The sequence below is a fragment of the Exiguobacterium sp. Leaf196 genome (assembly GCF_001423965.1).
Classification (GTDB): domain Bacteria; phylum Bacillota; class Bacilli; order Exiguobacteriales; family Exiguobacteriaceae; genus Exiguobacterium_A.
On the sequence record NZ_LMPV01000006.1, the window covers coordinates 248847 to 265793 of the forward strand.

Below are 16947 nucleotides of genomic sequence, written 5' to 3' on the forward strand. Positions count from 1 at the left end.
GTTACCTTTAGAAAGTGAGAACGAAATCAAGAAAGAAGGTAATCGTATGGCTTTTGACGGATTGATGACGACACGCGTCGTCAAAGAACTCCAACCGCTCGTCGGAGGACGGATCAATAAGGTATACCAACCATATACATTGGATTTAGTATTCCAGGTCCGGGCCGAGCGAAAAAACGTATTGTTGCTCGCCTCTGCGAATGCCATGTATGCACGGATGCACATTACGTCGGAAGCGGTCAGCAACCCGAGTGAACCCCCACTCTTCTGTATGATGCTTCGCAAGCATGTCGAAGGCGGATTCATCGAATCGATCGAACAACTCGAACGCGACCGGATCATTGTCTTACGTGTCCGTTCCCGCAACGAACTTGGCGATGAGGAAGCGAAAAAAATCTATGTCGAGTTGATGGGACGACACTCGAACATCATTTTGACCGATGGACAAGATAAGATCCTCGATGCGATCAAACACTTACCACTCAGTCAAAATACATTCCGGACGATCATGCCAGGGATGACCTATCAACTTCCACCAGCACAGGATAAAGTGGATCCACTCACAGGAGATATCGAAAAGGCACTCCACCGAATCGACTGGAACGCTGGGAAACTGGATCGCCAGTTACTTGGTCTCTTCAGTGGTCTGTCTCCACAAATTGCTAAGGAAGTCGTCACGCGGGCAGGTCTTGCGAACCGGACGAATCTTGCTACCGCTTTCCAGGACGTCTTAAAAGAACTAAACGGTCCTTATGTATTGCAACGGATGGAAGGCGGCAAGGAACGCTTTGCACCGGTCCGCTTAACGGAAGGTTCAATCATTGACGAAAAGACGTTCGCGACGAGTGGTCAAGTCCTCGACGCATTCTTCCATCAAAAAGCAAACCGCGATCGTGTCAAACAACAAGCGGCCGATCTCGAACGGTTCATCAAGAGTGAGTACGATAAGAATATCTTAAAGCGCTCAAAACTCGAAAAAGATTTAGAAGCGACGTTACGAATGGATGAATGGAAGCATAAAGGAGAACTGCTGACGACTTATCTCTATCAGCTCGAACGCGGGATGAAGGAAGCAACCGTCGTCGATTACTATGATCCAGACGGTGCTGAAATCACGATCTCGCTTGATCCCCGCTTCTCGCCAAACGAGAACGCACAGCGTTATTACAAACGGTATAACAAATTAAAAACCGCCAAAGTCGAAGTAGCGCGCCAGCTTGAGAAGAACCAAGCCGAGATTGCGTACTTCGAAGGTTTGCTTGCCCAACTCGATGTCGCATCCCCGGAAGATATCCGGGAAATGCGCGAGGAACTCGTCGAAGAAGGTTATCTGCGCGAACGACAAAAGAAGAAAAAGAAACCACAACTCCCACAACTCGAAGAATATCGTTCTTCGACCGGCCTTCCATTCTTCGTCGGAAAGAACAATAAACAAAATGATTACGCGACGTTCAAGTTTGGACGTCGGTCCGATACGTGGTTACACACGAAGGATATCCCAGGATCGCACGTCATCATTCAAAGTGATGCACCGGATGAGACAACGTTAAAAGAAGCAGCGATTGTTGCCGCCTACTACTCGAAAGCACGTGAATCGAGCCAAGTCCCGGTCGATTTTACGGAGTTACGATATGTCAAAAAACCGAGTGGTGCAAAACCCGGCTTCGTCATCTATACGGATCAAACGACACTTTACGTCACACCTGATCCAGATGTCGTCCAATCCTTACGTCAATGACGCTACACAAAAAAGCGCTGTTTTTCCTAAATATCACTTAGGAGAGACAGCGCTTTTTCATCTTCACTTCATTTTTTCTAACTGTTCCCGGTAATCGAGCAAATGCCCATGGATGATATCCTTCGCCTCGCTTAATTCTTGATCGAATGAGAACATCGCTTGTTTTCGTTCGTGGGAGAAGATGACATCGTAATGATGGCTGAGTAAGAAATCAATTTCCTGGCCGAGCGTCTTTTCTTGTTCTTCTGTCATCGGGATATCCCGATGACTGGCAATGCTTTCAAGCAAGACGAGCAACTTGTCTTCAAGATCGACAAGCTCCTTCAGTCGGATGAACGCTTCACTTTGACCGCTTGCCATCAATGGATATTTTTGATCTTCTTGAAGCATCAACATCATTTCTTCATGTTTGAGAATTTGTTTCCGAACGGCAAGCAACCTCGTATCATCTTGCACAAGACTCCGCCAATCTTCCATCAACTGTTGCGTCGTTTTTTTGACAAGCAAGAGTAAACGATCCTCATAATGGGGCGGGAAGACGATGTAATTGATGAGGACAGCAGATAACACACCGACGACAGTCAGCAACGAACGCGATAATGCATAGTGGACATAGTCGGCGGTCGGACTCTCGAACATCAACACGATGGCAAAGGCCGCGAACGTCGACATATCCGTTCTTCCAATCATCGAATTAAGGACGAGCGAGACAATTACGGCGAGTCCAATCGTCAGCGGATTCGCCCCAAGTGTCGCAACAATCGCAAGACCACACATTAATCCAAGTACTGTTCCGAAAATCCGGTTGAAGACGATTTTAAACGAGCGATGAATCGTCGGTTGCATGGCAACAATTGCTGCGACAGCCCCCATTCCCGAATAAATATCGAACACATACCAGGAGATACTAAGCGCAAGAGCTACCGCGATACCGGTCTTGACCGTTCGTAGTCCAATCCGAAACTTTAATTTCACTCGAGTGTCACCTGCCCGACTTCACTATTGACTGTCACTACCGGTTTTTCTTGTTTCGACAGTTCATAAATTGTCTCATCCTTATTCTTTTGTTTCGTATATCGGTCAGAGGCTTTAATATCGCCTCCTGTGTCAATCGTAATCGTACCGGCTGATTTATTTGGTTTTAGCTTCGTCGCGCCGTCAATCGTTGTGACGTCGAGACTCAACTTCGCCACATATTCCGCAAGAGAAACACTTTCACCTGTCACTTGCGCATGGACGGCATCCATCTCTTTGATGGAAATCGCACGTGTTGCATTCAGTGTAATCTCATCACCTTTTACTTTATCGAGACTCATCGCTTCTCCGTCCATCTCGATCGTTTTTGCGTAGATGCCCATTCCTTTAAGTGTTCCAGCATCGACATCGACACGGTTCATATAACTCGGTAGTCCCACTTGAATCGTATAGTCTGCTGTTTTTTCGCTCGGACGATTGCCGAGTCGAGACAGCCAACCATCTCGTCCTGTCACCGTTACCGTATTCGTCGATGTACTGATTTTCAGTCGTTTTCCACTCGATGCACTATCGACGAGTTTGATTTGGACGTTTCCGTCTGTGCTTCGAACGAATTGTACCGTTGCGTGCGGCGCCTCGATGGCGAGAGACTTATAGCGATTCGTCGTCTTGAATGTTTCGCCGCGCGATAACAATTCCGTTGAGACGAGCAATGTAATCGAATAGATGACGACAAGTCCGAGAACGACACCACCGTATAAATAAAGCGGTCGCTTCACTGGTCCTTTTTCTCCAATGCGGTTCAACCGTGCATCCATCTTTTGTTTTTGTTTATTTTTTAAGCGTGTGAACGACGATTGTTTTCGTTTCCGCACACTCCTACTGTTATGCTCTTCCATGTCAGTCCCTCCATCTCATGTCTACCATTATTCCGAATATCTGAATCGGCTGTCAACAGCCCCTTCTTATCATAGAAGAAGTTCACCGTTTCGCCATCGGGCGGAAGAAGGAAGCGTAATCGGATGAACTACAGATATTCCAGAAGAATAATCGACAAAAAGGAGAGGAACCTTGACGTTTCCTCTCCTTTGCTTAAGAACGGATTATAATTCGAGTGACTCGCCGATCGCGAGTAAATGACCAGTTTGACCTTGCGCTTCAATTTGTTCACAGAATGCGTTCGCATCTTGTTTGATTAAATCAAATGTATCGTAGTGGATCGGTATGACTGCTTTCGCTTGCAACATATCTGCAGCGATCAACGCATCATCCGGACCCATCGTGAAGTTATCACCGATCGGTAAGAAGGCTAAATCGATTTCGTGATGGGCGCCATAAAGGGCTAAATCCCCGAACAGTGCCGTATCGCCTGCGTGATAGATTTCTTTGCCTTCGATTGTCAGCAAGAATCCAGCCGGCATCCCCATATACGTAATGGTTTGTTTCTCTTCATCGATGATGCTTGATGAATGGAATGCCTGTGTCATCTTTACTTTACCAAACGAGAATTCAAACTGTCCGCCAAGGTTCATCGGGTGGACATTCAATCCTTTGAAGCTTAAATACGTTGCCAACTCATGCGTAGCGATGATCGTCGCCCCCGTTGCTTTCGCGATCCGCTCTGCATCAAGCATATGATCGGCATGCGCATGCGTCAAAAGAATGAAGTCCGCCTTGACGTCATCGGGATTCGTCGTCGCTTTATCGTTACCACTAAAGAAGGGATCGATGACGAGATGGTGACCATTCGTTTCAATCGTTACTGTTGACTGTCCATGATAAGTTAGCTTCATCTAGTTCACTGCCTCTCGATTAGGATTCGGATAATTGATTCCCTTCCCCCCATGCACATAAACCTTTCATGACCGGTTGTAGTGTAAATGACGCCTCTGTCAATTTGTATTCGACGTGCAGAACGGCTTCATCATACTCAATCTGCTCAATTATTTTGAGTCGTTCAAGTTCCTTCAACTGATCAGTCAAGACTTTCCGAGAAATCCCGGGAATGGCACGTTGTAACTTAAAAATAGTTCGTATCTTTCTCTAACGTGCAATATAATTGTGAACGCCATTTTCCGCCGATGATGGCGAGCTCCCGATTGACCTGAAATTGTTCAGTCGACATGTTGTTCTCTCCCCCAAAGTCGTTACTTCAAAGTGCGTACTATGCAATGGAGTGTAGCGCAAGTTAAAGTATGCTTAAATCATTTTGCAAAAAGAGTGTTAGACATGACGTATCCATATAATTTTTCGCACATCGGTCTTTCCGTGCCGAATCTCGACGAAGCTGTTCGTTTTTATCAAGAGATGAAGGACTGGTATATTATCATGGAACCATTTGATGTCCTCGAAGATGATTCTACCATCGGTGTCATGTACACAGACGTCTTTGGTATATGATGGGACAAGTTCCGGATCGCCCACATGGCGTCAGATGATCGCATCGACATCGAGTTGTTTGAATTCCCGAACAATGAACAATCTGAGAGTAATTGCGAATTCTGGAAACAGGTATCTTCCATTATACGATTATACGATCCAAGACCCTGATGTCGAAGGGTTCGTCGAACAAATCGTTCTCACGGCGGTAAACAGCGGATGTCGATCTGCGAATACTATCCAGGAGACAAACCTTACCGGATAGTCTACTGTGAGGATCCATTTGATAGTCTCGTCAAAATTTACTCTCACTCATATTAACTCACGTATTCGAAAGGAGCTTATTAAACATGAAAGCATGGTTAAACCACTCAGGTACAGCCATTGATCAATGGACATTCGAAGAGGTCAAGACACCGACGCCAGGAGAAGGACAAGCCTTGATTCGCGTCAAGACGGTCGCACTGAATCCCGTCGACTATAAGGCAACCAATAATCCAGCTTGGACGTTCCCGCATATTCCGGGCGTTGACCTAGCAGGTGTCGTCGAACAAATCGGACCCGGCGCAGAAGTGAAGATCGGTGATCGTGTAGCGATTCATACGAACCTGCAACGCGATGGTGCTTTTGCTGAATACGTACTTGTTGATACACGCGCTCTTGCCCCGATTCTAGAAGACGTCTCATTCGCTGAAGCCGCTGCGATTCTTTGCGCAGGCATGACAGCTTATGAAGCGATCGTCCAAAAGATGAACACGACAGGTAAAGAGACGATTCTCATCCATGCTGGTGCAGGTGGTGTGGGTGGCATCGGCATTCAACTCGCGAAACGATTTGGTCTTAAGGTCGCGACGACTGCTTCGACGGAAAACCATGAGTGGGTCAAGCGACTCGGTGCCGATCTTGCCATCGACTACAAAAAAGAAAATGTAACCGAGGTCATTCGCGATTGGACGAATGATCGCGGCGCTGACTTGATTTTCAATACGGTCGGTCGAAATGAAGCAACAGCAGATCTCGGACGTCTTGCCTTCTCGGGTCAACTCGCCTTCATCGCCGGCGGTCCTGATCAATCGGTCGTCAAGCCGTTCACGCTCTCCCCTTCGATCCATGAAGTAGCACTTGCGGCTGCTTATGCAAGCGAAGATGACCGCGCGATCCGAAACCTTGGTCATATGGCAAGTGAATTATTACAACTCGTCGCAACGAAAGAACTCGATCCACTCGTCACAGAGGAGATTCCAGCAGCGGACATCGTCAAAGGATTACAACGTCTATCTGAACGTCACGTCCGTGGTAAAATCATCGCTAAATTTAACTAATACTTGCCGCGGCACAAAACAGCCGACTGTCCTTAGATAATAGGACGGTCGGCTACTGTCGTACTCTATTTTTTAATTCCTGAACGTTGACTGAAAAAGCATCAGCCATGTTCACCGGTAGCGTTCTTGTTTTTTGATATGTAAGGATCGTCCGACTAACTCGAAACCGACATGCTGATAGATTTTATTCGCTGTCTGGTTCGACCAATCGGTATAGAGCGTCACGACCGGATAAGACTGTAGGAGGTGTTCAGATAGTTTTGCGACAAGATAAGAAGCATATCCATTCCCACGTAGTTTTTTCGGCGTATAGACGTAAGAAATCGTAATCCCAGTTTGCGTGGGACGTGTCGCTGCCGCCATCGCGACGAGCGTATTTCCGCTAAACAATCCGAACAAGCTTCCTTGCTGAATGTGTCGCGTCATTGACTGATGGAGTTGCGTAAGCTGTCGATCAGATGGACGCGTTTCGACCTCATATAAAAATCCGGACGCAAATTCTAAGGCTTGTTGTCCTTCATCGTTCGAAACCGGTCGGAAGACGACGTTCTCCGGAACATGTGGCATCTCGACCTTCGTCAATGCATACATCCCTTGTTCCATATGTACCTCATACATGGAATGTGGGAGTAAAAGCGGCGCTAAGATGGCCTGTTCTCCGACGAATCCTGGACTATCCAGAATTCGCGCAAGCTTTCGAATCCCTTCTTGCGAGAACATATCCCCTGCGACGATGACTTGCTCCGGTATCGTTTGCAATATGACGAGACGATGATCGCCTTCTTGTGCCGTTGCCATCAAGAGCGGTTCATCCCCACGTTCTAATATACCTAGAATCAACTGATGCGTATCTGGACGTTCAAGCAGAAACGGGAGGACGACCATTTTGAATTGTTCATAATCACGATAATGCGTCACCATAGTCGACGACCTCCTTTATTTCTATAGTGTACCAAATCATGCACTAGAAATCGTAGGTCGTCCGACGGAATCTATCTGTTTTTACACGTTTGCGGTAAAACGTTCGCTCCAAGCAACTGGGTCCTTCGACCAATCTGCCAATTGTTCCTGTTCTTCTACCGTGATATCCCCTTGTTGTTGTGCCGTTTCGAGTAACGCTTCGAACGTCAGTAATGCATCCGCGTCAATCTTCGCGTCTCGGAGATTGTTCTTCAAGCGTTCCATCCCGTAAGAGAAAATCGCTTGAATCCGAATGACGTTCGCTCCCTTTGCTTGGAGTGCTTCCGCTGCCTCGATCGCAGACATCCCCGTTGATAATAAGTCTTCGATGACGACGACGCGTTGGCCTGGTTGAATAACACCTTCGATTTGATTACCTTTCCCGTGTTTCTTACTGCCACTACGCACGTAGACCATCGGTAACCCTAATCGTTCCGCGACGAATGCCGCGTGAGGAATACCTGCTGTCGCTGTTCCGGCAACGACTTCGATTCCTAAATCCTTCACTTTCTCAGCGAGGGCATCGGCAATCAAAGAGCGGACTTTTGGGTACGAAAGTGTCAACCGATTATCGCAATAGATCGGAGAACGGAGCCCACTCGCCCACGTATACGGATCGTTTGGAGATAACGTGACGGCTTTGATACGGAGTAATGCATTTGCAATTGGATTTACCATGATAATTGCCCCTTCCATTCTTCGAGTAACGCCTGATAGACCTGTTCTGGTTGTTTGGCACGTGTAATCGGGCGACCAATTACTAAATCCGTCGCTCCATTTCGACGCGCATCAAGAACGGTCGCGACTCGCTTTTGATCATCTGCTTCATTACTAGAAGGACGAATACCTGGTGTGACAAAACGGAAGTCCGTTCGGCAAACTTCGATTAGTTCAGGAAGATCGAGCGCCGAACAGACGATACCATCTAGTCCGGCTGCTTCTGCCAGTTGCGCATACTCACGAACGACTGCTGGCATCGCTCCTTCAACCTTTAAGTCGCGTAACATCGCTTCATCCGTCGATGTCAACTGCGTCACGCCGATTAGTTGTGTCTTAGCATTCGTTTCACGAAGTCCTTCTCGCGCTGCGATCATCATCTCTTTCCCACCGGCAACATGGACGTTCGTCAATTCAACACCTAATTGCCCGATGATGCGCATCGTCCGGCGCGCCGTCTCTGGAATGTCATGGACTTTGACATCGAGGAATACAGCGTGCCCACGCTCGACGAGTTTTTGGACGAACGATCCCCCTGCAGCATAAAATAATTCCATCCCAACTTTTACGGCTGGTCGTGTCTCTTCGAACTGTTCGAGGAACGAAAACGCTTCTTCTTCGGTCGGAAAATCAAGCGCGATGTAAAGTTGATTCATATGCTTTCCCCCTGATGTCTAAAATATGGTCGATGCCGAGTTCATCCATGCGATCCGGTAACTGCTGGATTAATTCTTGACAGATGTATGGATTGACGAAGTTTGCGGTACCGACGGCAACAGCGGAAGCCCCAGCGTATATCATTTCTAAGACGTCATCGACTTCCATCACGCCACCCATCCCGATAATAGGAATCGAGACAGCTTGTGCGACATCATGAATCATCCGAATCGCGACTGGCTTGATGGATGGACCGGATAATCCACCAATCCGGTTGGCAAGGATTGGCTGTCCCGTTCGGACATCGATTCGCATCCCAACGAGTGTGTTGATCATCGTCAGCCCGTCTGCACCTGCTGCTTCGACGGCACGTGCCATCTCGACGATTGAAGTGACATTCGGTGAAAGCTTAACGTAAACCGGTTTGGTCGAGACCTGTTTGACTCGACGCGTTAATTCAGCGGCAAGCAACGGATCCGTTCCGAACTGGATTCCACCTGATTTGACGTTCGGACAGGAGATATTTAATTCCAATGCATGAATGCCAGGGTGACGGCTCATTTTTTCTGCGACAAGCTCATACTCTTCTGGTGTCGATCCGGCGACATTCGCAATGATTGCTGTATCAAACGTCTCAAGGAACGGTAGTTTTTTCGTTAAGATACCATCGACACCCGGATTTTGGAGACCGATTGCATTCAACATCCCCATTCCACTCTCCGCGACACGCGGCGTCGGATTTCCGTAACGTTCTTCGCCCGTCGCTGCTTTGATCATGATTGCCCCAAGCTCTGATAGATCATATAACTTCGCGTATTCCTCACCGAATCCAAAACATCCAGATGCCGGCATGATCGGGTTTTTCAAGGAAAGTCCCGGCAACTCGACACGTAATCGTTCCATCATAATACGACCTCCTCTGCCCGAAAGACTGGACCATCGGAACAAGTCTTGACGTACCCGCCTGTTGGTGTTTTACAGACACAGGCAAAACAAGCACCGATGCCACACCCCATTCGATTTTCGATGGAGAGATACTTATGCTCAATCGGTTGTTGCTGGAGTGACCGCAACATCGGCTCTGGTCCGCAAGCGAGTAACACATCATAGCTTTCCGGATGTAAGGCAACCGTAACGAACCCTTTCATTCCATGCGTTCCATCAACCGTCGTGACCGTCGTCTTACCAAGCGCTTGGAATTCCGCTTCGTAAAAGACACTCGTTGCCGTATCAAATCCTAGAATCGCTTCACACGTCACACCACGCGCGACAAGTTGGCGCATCGTCTCATACAGCGGCGGTACCCCAATCCCTCCACCAACGAGAACGACCCGTTGATCTCGGTTGATGGCCTCGATCGGAAAACCGTTTCCGAGTGGTCCGAGGGCATCGATTTTGTCGTCGGGACGCAAGGAAGCTAGTTCTGCTGTCCCTTGTCCGATTTCTTTAAAGAGAAACGTAATCAGATCACGATCGACCCGAGCAATCGAGATCGGTCGGCGTAAGAGTGGACCGACGCGTAGATGCATGAATCGCCCCGGCGCAATGTCCTGCGGTTGCTCGAGGCGACAGACGAGTTCTGTCGCGCCTTGAGCTACCGTTCGTCGAGAGACGACCGTCAAGAGTTGCTTCATTGGATCACCACTTTCTTTTCGTGTGTGAAGGCTTGAATCGCACTCGCTTCGAACGAGCGACTCTCGATGACGCGTAGAATCGCTTCCGCCGTATCGAGTGATGTTAGACAAACGACTTGATTCTCCGCTGCTGCCCGGCGAATGATGAAGCCGTCTTTCGTGACTTGTGAGTCGCGACTCATCGTATTGATGACATACTCGATCTCCCCTTTTTCAATCACGTCGAGCATCGATTCGGAAGACGAGTCGATTTTACCGACCGTCTGAACCGGTAACCCTTGCTCCGTCAAGTACGCTGCCGTTCCTTCCGTCGCAAGCAACGTGAATCCAAGTGAGGCAAAGCGTCGTGCGAGATCCGTCATTTCTGCTTTGTCCGGGTCTGCGACCGTCAAGAGAACACGACCGTGTTCTGGAATCGCCATCCCTGAAGCAAGCAATCCTTTGTAGAGTGCTTTTTCAAGTGTTCGGTCTGTTCCGATGACTTCTCCGGTCGATTTCATTTCCGGTCCGAGCGTCGGGTCGACTTCTTTAAGCTTCGCAAACGAGAAGACCGGTACTTTGACCGAGACGAGCGATTCTTCCGGTAGGACACCACTTGTTAACCCGTAAGAAGCGAGCGTTTCACCGAGAATGATGTCCGTCGCGAGCCGCGCGACCGGAAGTCCCGTCACTTTCGAGATGAATGGCACCGTCCGGCTGGCACGCGGATTGACTTCAAGAACATAGAGTGCGCCGTCCGCATAGACGAACTGGATGTTGAGCAATCCTTTGATGCCGAATGCTTTGGCGATTCGTGTCGTGTAGTCGACGATCCGGTCCTTGATGTCTTGGGAGACACGTTGTGGCGGATAAACTCCAATCGAGTCACCTGAGTGAACACCGGCACGTTCGATATGCTCCATGATGCCTGGAATGACGACATCTGTTCCATCACAGATCGCGTCGACTTCGAGTTCGATTCCTGTCAGGTAACGGTCGACGAGGACCGGTCGTTCCGGTGAGGCGATGACCGCGTGTTTCATGTAATGTTCCAGTTCTTCTTGTGCATAGACGATTTCCATTGCCCGACCGCCGAGGACATACGATGGACGAACGAGGACCGGGTAACCGAGTGACGCTGCTGCCGTGACCGCTTCTTCGACCGTGACGGCCGTTTTACCTGGGGGCTGTGGAATGTCGAGCGCCGTCAACGCTGCTTCGAACTGTTTTCGGTCCTCTGCCCGGTCTAAATCCTCAAGCGATGTCCCGAGGATTTTTACACCTTCTGCTGCTAATGACTCAGCTAAGTTGATTGCTGTCTGGCCACCGAACTGGACGATGACACCGAGCGGACGTTCATTTCGGATGACTTCGAGGACATCCTCCGTCGTTAATGGTTCAAAGTAGAGTCGATCGGAAATCGAGAAGTCGGTCGACACGGTTTCCGGATTGTTGTTGACGATAATTGCTTCATAGCCAGCTTGACGAATCGCTTGAATCGAATGGACTGTCGCATAGTCGAACTCGACTCCTTGACCAATCCGGATCGGACCCGATCCTAAGACGAGGATCGAAGAACGATTCGTCGCGATTGCCTCATTTTCGCGTTCGTATGTTCCATAGTAATATGGTGTATCAGAAGCGAACTCTGCCGCACACGTATCGACCATTTTATACACTGGATGAATCGCTTGCGTTTCACGCATCCGGCGAATCTCTGTTTCCGTTTGTCCTGTGATCCGGGCGAGCATTGGGTCACTGAATCCATACCGCTTCACATGAAGTAGCAGTTCAGGTGTCAAACCGGTAGCGACCGATTGCTCAAGTTGCCAAATGTGCTGTAGCTTTTCGAGGAATAAGCGATCAATTGCCGTCCAAGCATGAATCTGTTCGACGCTATAGCCGCGGACAAAACCAGCGTATAAGGCGAAAAGTCGATCATCTGTCGCCTGGCGAATCGCTTGTTGCAAAGCATCATCTGCCATTTCGATGAAGCGTGGCATGTACAAATCCGCTGTACCGATTTCAAGCGAACGAACGGCTTTCAGTAATGCCTCTTCCATCGTCCGCCCCATTGCCATAACCTCACCGGTCGCCTTCATCTGTGTCCCGAGCGTCCGATCTGCCGTTTCGAATTTATCGAACGGCCAGCGCGGAATTTTGGCGACAACATAATCGAGTGCCGGTTCGAACGAAGCAAAGCTCGTCTCGGTGATCGGGTTCTTTAATTCAGATAAGGCATACCCGACGGCAATCTTTGCAGCAAGTTTTGCGATCGGATAACCGGTCGCTTTTGAAGCAAGTGCGGACGAGCGGGAAACACGTGGATTGACTTCGATGACATAGTAGTCAAAGCTCGTCGGATCCAGCGCGAACTGGATGTTACATCCACCTTCGATACCGAGTGCGCGAATGATATCGAGCGAGACGTTACGTAGCAGTTGATAATCGCGATCCGATAACGTTTGCGTCGGAGCAAAGACGATCGAGTCTCCGGTATGAACACCGACCGGATCGAAGTTTTCCATCGCACAGACGATGATGGCTTGGTTCGTTGCATCACGCATGACTTCAAATTCGACCTCTTTCATCCCAGCAATTGATTTTTCAAGGAGTACTTGTGTTGCCGGACTTGCCTTGAGTCCCCCTTCGACGATTCGCGTGAACTCTTCCGGTGTATGGGCGATTCCACCACCCGTTCCTCCGAGTGTATATGCTGGACGGATGATGATTGGTAGACCAATCTGTTGTCGGAATTGTTGTGCTTCTTCGAGCGAATGCACGATTTCACTATCCGGTACGCCATGTCCGCGTCTAAACATCAGTTGACGGAACAAATCACGATCTTCTGCCTCTTCGATTGCTGATAATTTCGTTCCGAGCAACTCGACATTGTATTCAGCTAGGACACCAAGACGATCTAGTTCAACAGCCAAGTTCAGACCCGTCTGACCGCCAAGTGTCGCAAGTAAGGCGTCTGGTCGTTCCTTCCGGATGATCCGCGAAACGAACTCTGCTTGAAGAGGCTCGATGTAGACACGATCAGCAACTGTTGGATCTGTCATGATTGTCGCTGGATTCGAGTTGACGAGGATGACTTCATATCCTTCTTCCTTTAAGGCTTGACACGCTTGTGTTCCTGCGTAGTCGAATTCAGCGGCTTGTCCGATTACGATTGGACCGGACCCGATAACGAGAATCTTCTGGATATCTTGACGTTTAGGCATGAGAGACCTCCTGTTGTTTCGTGATTTCTTCTAAAAACTGTTGGAATAGACCGTTCGCATCCATTGGACCGGGTGATGCTTCCGGATGATACTGGACGGAGAAGACGGATGCTGACGTATGACGGATGCCTTCGACCGTTCCATCGTTGATTGCGAGATGCGTTACTTCAAGCACTGTATGTTGCAATGATTGTTCATCGACGGCATATCCATGGTTTTGCGACGTGATGTCGACGCGACCTGTCCGGATATCTTGGACGGGATGATTCGCACCCCGGTGACCGAATGGCAGTTTGAACGTATCCGCGCCATGTGCTAGTGCAATCAACTGGTGCCCAAGACAAATTCCGAAGATGACGACTTTCCCTGTCAATTCTTGAATCAGCGGAATCGCTGTCGGGACATCCTTTGGGTTCCCTGGTCCGTTCGACAGCATCACACCGTCTGGACGATAGCGTAAGACTTCCGTTGCGCTCACGTCGTATGGTACGACGACAACTTCACAGCCGCGTTTGACAAGTTCGCGGACGATTCCGAGCTTCGCTCCGAAGTCGACGAGAACGATTCGTGGTCCAGCTCCTGGGATGATATACGCCCGTTCCGTTGAAGCACGTTTGACTTGATCCGTCTCGATTGGTGCATCTTGCAGGTGGCTTAATTCCTCTTCTAGGTCGAACTCTCCATCAACGAGTCGGCCGCGCATGACGCCTTTCGAGCGGATATGTCGTGTTAACTGTCGCGTATCGATTCCACTTAATCCTGGAATATCAAGATCTCGAAGAGCTGCATCGAGCGACATCTCACTGCGGAAGTTCGACGGTGTTTGGCAATGTTCGCGGACAATCAATGCTTTAGCGAGTGGACGCGTCGTTTCATAGTCTTCTCGATTGACTCCGTAATTGCCGATCAACGGATTCGTCAGCACGATCATCTGATCACAGTAAGATGGATCCGATAGCATCTCTTGATAACCAGTCATTCCGGTTTGGAAGACGACCTCTCCTGTTGTTGTCGTGTCCGATCCAAACGCCGTTCCTTCAAACGTCATACCATCCTCTAACACCAGTGTCCGTTTACGCATGTGCTATGTCCTCCTTGAATACGATTTCTCCCTTGACGAGCGTCATGACCGGGAATCCTTTTAACCGTTCTCCTGCGAACGGTGTGTTCTTACCTTTTGAACGGAACCGTTCCGGTGAAACCGTCCGCTCCGTCTCTAGATCAAGCAGGACTAAGTCTGCTTCCGCCCCCACTTCGAGTTTGCCGTAAGGTAGTTCAAAAATCGCTGCTGCCTTGTCCGTCAAATTCCGAATCAGTGTCTCAAGTGTCATCTTGCCTTCAGCGACAAGCTTCGTATAGAGGAGCGGGAATGCTGTCTCGAATCCTGTGATGCCAAACGGGGCGCGTTCGATACCGAGTGCCTTCTCTTCTGCTGCATGAGGAGCGTGATCCGTTGCGATGCAATCAATCGTCCCGTCTGCTAATCCTTCGAGCAATGCTTGGCGATCTGCCTCACTCCGCAGTGGTGGATTCATTTTAAAGTTCGGATCCTGATTCGATATGTCTTCATCGATCAATACAAGATGGTGCGGTGTGACTTCTGCTGTCACTCGGATCCCTGCTCGTTTGGCGTCACGAATGACGCGAACGGATTCTTTCGTCGAGACATGACAGACGTGATAATGACAGCCGGTTTCTTCTGCAATCAGGACATCACGTGCGATGTGGATACTCTCAGCAAGCGATGGAATACCTTGCAAACCTTCCCGTCGACTGTAGTTTCCTTCGTGCACACATCCTGCTTTTAACGAATCATCTTCGCAGTGGGCAACAATCGTCTTCCCGAGCCGTGCTGCTTGTTGCATTGCCGTTCGCATGACGGCTGCCGTCTGGACCCCGACACCATCATCCGTGAATGCCACGGCATCCGTTAATTGATCGAACGCGACGAGTTCTTGTCCGAGTTGATTTTTTGAAATCGCCGCGTAAGGCAAAACCCGGACAGATGCCGTCTCTTCAATCTTTTGGAACAATGCATCAAGTGTTTGACGATCGTCCGGTACGGGACGCGTATTCGGCATCGGACAAATCGTCGTAAATCCACCAGCTGCCGCAGCTGCCGTACCTGTCGCAATTGTCTCCTTATGTTCGCCGCCCGGTTCCCGCAGGTGGACATGGATGTCGACGAATCCTGGTGCAACGAATAATCCGGAAGCATCAATGACCGTTTCCCCAACTTGCGGTATTGCTGCTAAGTCCGTGATTTTTCCAGCTTCGATTCGAATATCCCCTGTTCGAACTTGTCCAGCCTCGTACCATCTCGCATTTTCAATTCGTGTTGTCATCTGCATCGTCTCCTTTGATTGTTTTCATCGAAAAGCACCATTCCAGAATCGCCATTCGCGCAAAGACACCATTTTTCATCTGTTCAAAAATCCGCGATTGCGGGTGTTCGACGAGTTCGTCGGCAATCTCGACTCCGCGATTGACCGGTGCCGGATGTAGGACGATCGCTGAAGGTTTCAGTCGATTCATCCGCTCATGCGTCAATCCATGTGTGACGTGATAGACATCTGGATCAAACCGTGTCGTTCCGTCATGCCGTTCGTGCTGGACTCGAAGCAACATCAAGATGTCACACTGTTCAACTGCTTCGTCCATTGAAAGATACGGTATTCCCATCGCTTCGTCATACCATTCGCGTGGCCCTGATCCATAGACGATGGCCCCAAGTCGTTTTAAGATATCGGCATTCGACCGAGCGACACGACTATGTTGTAAATCCCCACAGATGACGACTACTTTTCCTACAATCGTTCCAAACGTCTCGACCATCGTCATCAAATCAAGCAAGGACTGCGATGGATGCTGTCCGCTCCCGTCTCCTGCATTGATGATCGGAATATCGAGTGTCTGAATCAATTCTTCATAATAACCGGTGTCACCGTGACGAATGACCAATCCATCGGCGCCAATCGCTTCGAGTGTTTTACACGTATCGTGTAACGTCTCCCCTTTTTGCACGGATGACGTCGCTGTTTCAAACGGCAGTAGATGCATGTTCAAGCGATGCTCTGCCATTTCAAAGGAAGAGCGTGTCCGCGTCGAGTTTTCAAAAAACAGATTGACGAGTGTCTTGTCGGAAAAGTCTGGTGCCGGTTCGCCTTGTTTAAAAGCGAGACTACGTTCAATCAACGAATTGATCTCCGTTATGGATAAGCTTTCTAAATTGACGAAATGTCGGGTTTGCAAGATCGTTTTCATGTATTTCACTCCTTCAGGTCATGAAAAAGGCGCACCTTCTAAGTGAAGATGCGCCGAAAGAAGACAGAGGAGTCCCTGCATCTTTTCATGGCCTT

15 protein-coding genes and 1 pseudogene are annotated in these 16947 nt (G+C 49.1%); 3 read left to right on the forward strand and 13 right to left on the reverse strand.

All coding sequences use genetic code 11. The annotated features are described in order from the left end of the window. Window positions 1-46 precede the first annotated feature (46 nt). Entirely contained in the window at window positions 47-1738 is a 1692-nt protein-coding gene (locus ASG02_RS07475; RefSeq protein WP_035406875.1) for an NFACT family protein, read from the forward strand. A 63-nt stretch (window positions 1739-1801) separates the two neighbouring features. Here the strand turns inward: ASG02_RS07475 and ASG02_RS07480 are convergent, their stop codons facing one another. The 4 genes from ASG02_RS07480 to ASG02_RS15810 form a co-directional block, all read right to left on the reverse strand. Further along, window positions 1802-2713, reverse strand: a complete 912-nt coding sequence (locus ASG02_RS07480) for an aromatic acid exporter family protein (RefSeq protein WP_035406871.1) — start codon at window positions 2711-2713, stop codon at window positions 1802-1804. Then, window positions 2710-3612, reverse strand: coding sequence for a hypothetical protein (locus ASG02_RS07485; protein WP_056062309.1), 903 nt, complete (start codon window positions 3610-3612; stop codon window positions 2710-2712). The genes ASG02_RS07480 and ASG02_RS07485 overlap by 4 nt, the downstream gene beginning before the upstream one ends. 204 nt (window positions 3613-3816) lie before the next feature. Next, complete coding sequence (locus ASG02_RS07490) at window positions 3817-4506, reverse strand: metal-dependent hydrolase (RefSeq protein WP_056062311.1); 690 nt, start codon at window positions 4504-4506, stop codon at window positions 3817-3819. A 19-nt stretch (window positions 4507-4525) separates the two neighbouring features. Next, window positions 4526-4696 (reverse strand): winged helix-turn-helix transcriptional regulator, encoded by a 171-nt coding sequence (locus tag ASG02_RS15810; RefSeq protein WP_329468785.1) that lies wholly within the window; start codon window positions 4694-4696, stop codon window positions 4526-4528. Window positions 4697-4942: 246 nt separating this feature from the next. Here ASG02_RS15810 and ASG02_RS07500 point away from each other — a divergent pair. Both ASG02_RS07500 and ASG02_RS07505 read left to right on the forward strand, forming a co-directional pair. After that, window positions 4943-5413: pseudogene (locus ASG02_RS07500) on the forward strand (glyoxalase). Window positions 5414-5442: 29 nt separating this feature from the next. Next, complete coding sequence (locus tag ASG02_RS07505) at window positions 5443-6414, forward strand: zinc-binding dehydrogenase (RefSeq protein WP_056062313.1); 972 nt, start codon at window positions 5443-5445, stop codon at window positions 6412-6414. A 111-nt stretch (window positions 6415-6525) separates the two neighbouring features. Here ASG02_RS07505 and ASG02_RS07510 read toward each other — a convergent pair whose 3' ends face one another. The 9 genes from ASG02_RS07510 to ASG02_RS07550 form a co-directional block, all read right to left on the reverse strand. Then, entirely contained in the window at window positions 6526-7335 is an 810-nt protein-coding gene (locus ASG02_RS07510; RefSeq protein WP_035406859.1) for a GNAT family N-acetyltransferase, read from the reverse strand. 81 nt (window positions 7336-7416) lie between these two features. Then, window positions 7417-8058, reverse strand: a complete 642-nt coding sequence (gene pyrE, locus ASG02_RS07515) for an orotate phosphoribosyltransferase (protein WP_369792029.1) — start codon at window positions 8056-8058, stop codon at window positions 7417-7419. Continuing rightward, window positions 8046-8747 (reverse strand): orotidine-5'-phosphate decarboxylase, encoded by a 702-nt coding sequence (gene pyrF, locus ASG02_RS07520; protein ID WP_056062316.1) that lies wholly within the window; start codon window positions 8745-8747, stop codon window positions 8046-8048. The genes pyrE and pyrF overlap by 13 nt, the downstream gene beginning before the upstream one ends. Next, window positions 8722-9651: a dihydroorotate dehydrogenase gene (locus ASG02_RS07525; protein ID WP_056062795.1), complete on the reverse strand. Its 930-nt coding sequence runs from the start codon at window positions 9649-9651 to the stop codon at window positions 8722-8724. The genes pyrF and ASG02_RS07525 overlap by 26 nt, the downstream gene beginning before the upstream one ends. Further along, complete coding sequence (locus tag ASG02_RS07530; protein ID WP_035406850.1) at window positions 9651-10382, reverse strand: dihydroorotate dehydrogenase; 732 nt, start codon at window positions 10380-10382, stop codon at window positions 9651-9653. The genes ASG02_RS07525 and ASG02_RS07530 overlap by 1 nt, the downstream gene beginning before the upstream one ends. Beyond that, a complete protein-coding gene (gene carB, locus ASG02_RS07535) occupies window positions 10379-13588 on the reverse strand; it encodes a carbamoyl-phosphate synthase large subunit (RefSeq protein WP_056062320.1) in 3210 nt (1069 codons plus the stop codon). The genes ASG02_RS07530 and carB overlap by 4 nt, the downstream gene beginning before the upstream one ends. Further along, window positions 13581-14669 (reverse strand): carbamoyl phosphate synthase small subunit, encoded by a 1089-nt coding sequence (locus tag ASG02_RS07540; protein ID WP_056062324.1) that lies wholly within the window; start codon window positions 14667-14669, stop codon window positions 13581-13583. Before ASG02_RS07540 ends, carB begins: the two co-directional genes overlap by 8 nt. Further along, the gene (locus tag ASG02_RS07545) at window positions 14662-15933 is read right to left on the reverse strand and encodes a dihydroorotase (protein WP_056062328.1); all 1272 of its coding nucleotides are present in this window, start codon (window positions 15931-15933) and stop codon (window positions 14662-14664) included. The genes ASG02_RS07540 and ASG02_RS07545 overlap by 8 nt, the downstream gene beginning before the upstream one ends. Next, window positions 15917-16852 carry an aspartate carbamoyltransferase catalytic subunit gene (locus tag ASG02_RS07550; protein ID WP_035406837.1) on the reverse strand — a complete coding sequence of 312 codons (936 nt, stop codon included), beginning with the start codon at window positions 16850-16852 and terminating at the stop codon, window positions 15917-15919. The genes ASG02_RS07545 and ASG02_RS07550 overlap by 17 nt, the downstream gene beginning before the upstream one ends. Window positions 16853-16947: the final 95 nt, after the last annotated feature.

What these genes read in the sequence shown, in the direction of transcription:
- carB (WP_056062320.1), bottom strand. Translation starts at nt 13,588, where the DNA reads ATGCCTAAACGTCAAGATATCCAGAAGATTCTCGTTATCGGGTCCGGT.
- pyrF (WP_056062316.1), bottom strand. Translation starts at nt 8,747, where the DNA reads ATGAATCAACTTTACATCGCGCTTGATTTTCCGACCGAAGAAGAAGCG.
- ASG02_RS07510 (WP_035406859.1), bottom strand. Translation starts at nt 7,335, where the DNA reads ATGGTGACGCATTATCGTGATTATGAACAATTCAAAATGGTCGTCCTC.
- ASG02_RS07525 (WP_056062795.1), bottom strand. Translation starts at nt 9,651, where the DNA reads ATGGAACGATTACGTGTCGAGTTGCCGGGACTTTCCTTGAAAAACCCG.
- ASG02_RS07540 (WP_056062324.1), bottom strand. Translation starts at nt 14,669, where the DNA reads ATGCGTAAACGGACACTGGTGTTAGAGGATGGTATGACGTTTGAAGGA.
- ASG02_RS07545 (WP_056062328.1), bottom strand. Translation starts at nt 15,933, where the DNA reads ATGACAACACGAATTGAAAATGCGAGATGGTACGAGGCTGGACAAGTT.
- ASG02_RS07485 (WP_056062309.1), bottom strand. Translation starts at nt 3,612, where the DNA reads ATGGAAGAGCATAACAGTAGGAGTGTGCGGAAACGAAAACAATCGTCG.
- ASG02_RS07550 (WP_035406837.1), bottom strand. Translation starts at nt 16,852, where the DNA reads ATGAAAACGATCTTGCAAACCCGACATTTCGTCAATTTAGAAAGCTTA.
- ASG02_RS07475 (WP_035406875.1), top strand. Translation starts at nt 47, where the DNA reads ATGGCTTTTGACGGATTGATGACGACACGCGTCGTCAAAGAACTCCAA.
- ASG02_RS07530 (WP_035406850.1), bottom strand. Translation starts at nt 10,382, where the DNA reads ATGAAGCAACTCTTGACGGTCGTCTCTCGACGAACGGTAGCTCAAGGC.
- ASG02_RS07490 (WP_056062311.1), bottom strand. Translation starts at nt 4,506, where the DNA reads ATGAAGCTAACTTATCATGGACAGTCAACAGTAACGATTGAAACGAAT.
- ASG02_RS07505 (WP_056062313.1), top strand. Translation starts at nt 5,443, where the DNA reads ATGAAAGCATGGTTAAACCACTCAGGTACAGCCATTGATCAATGGACA.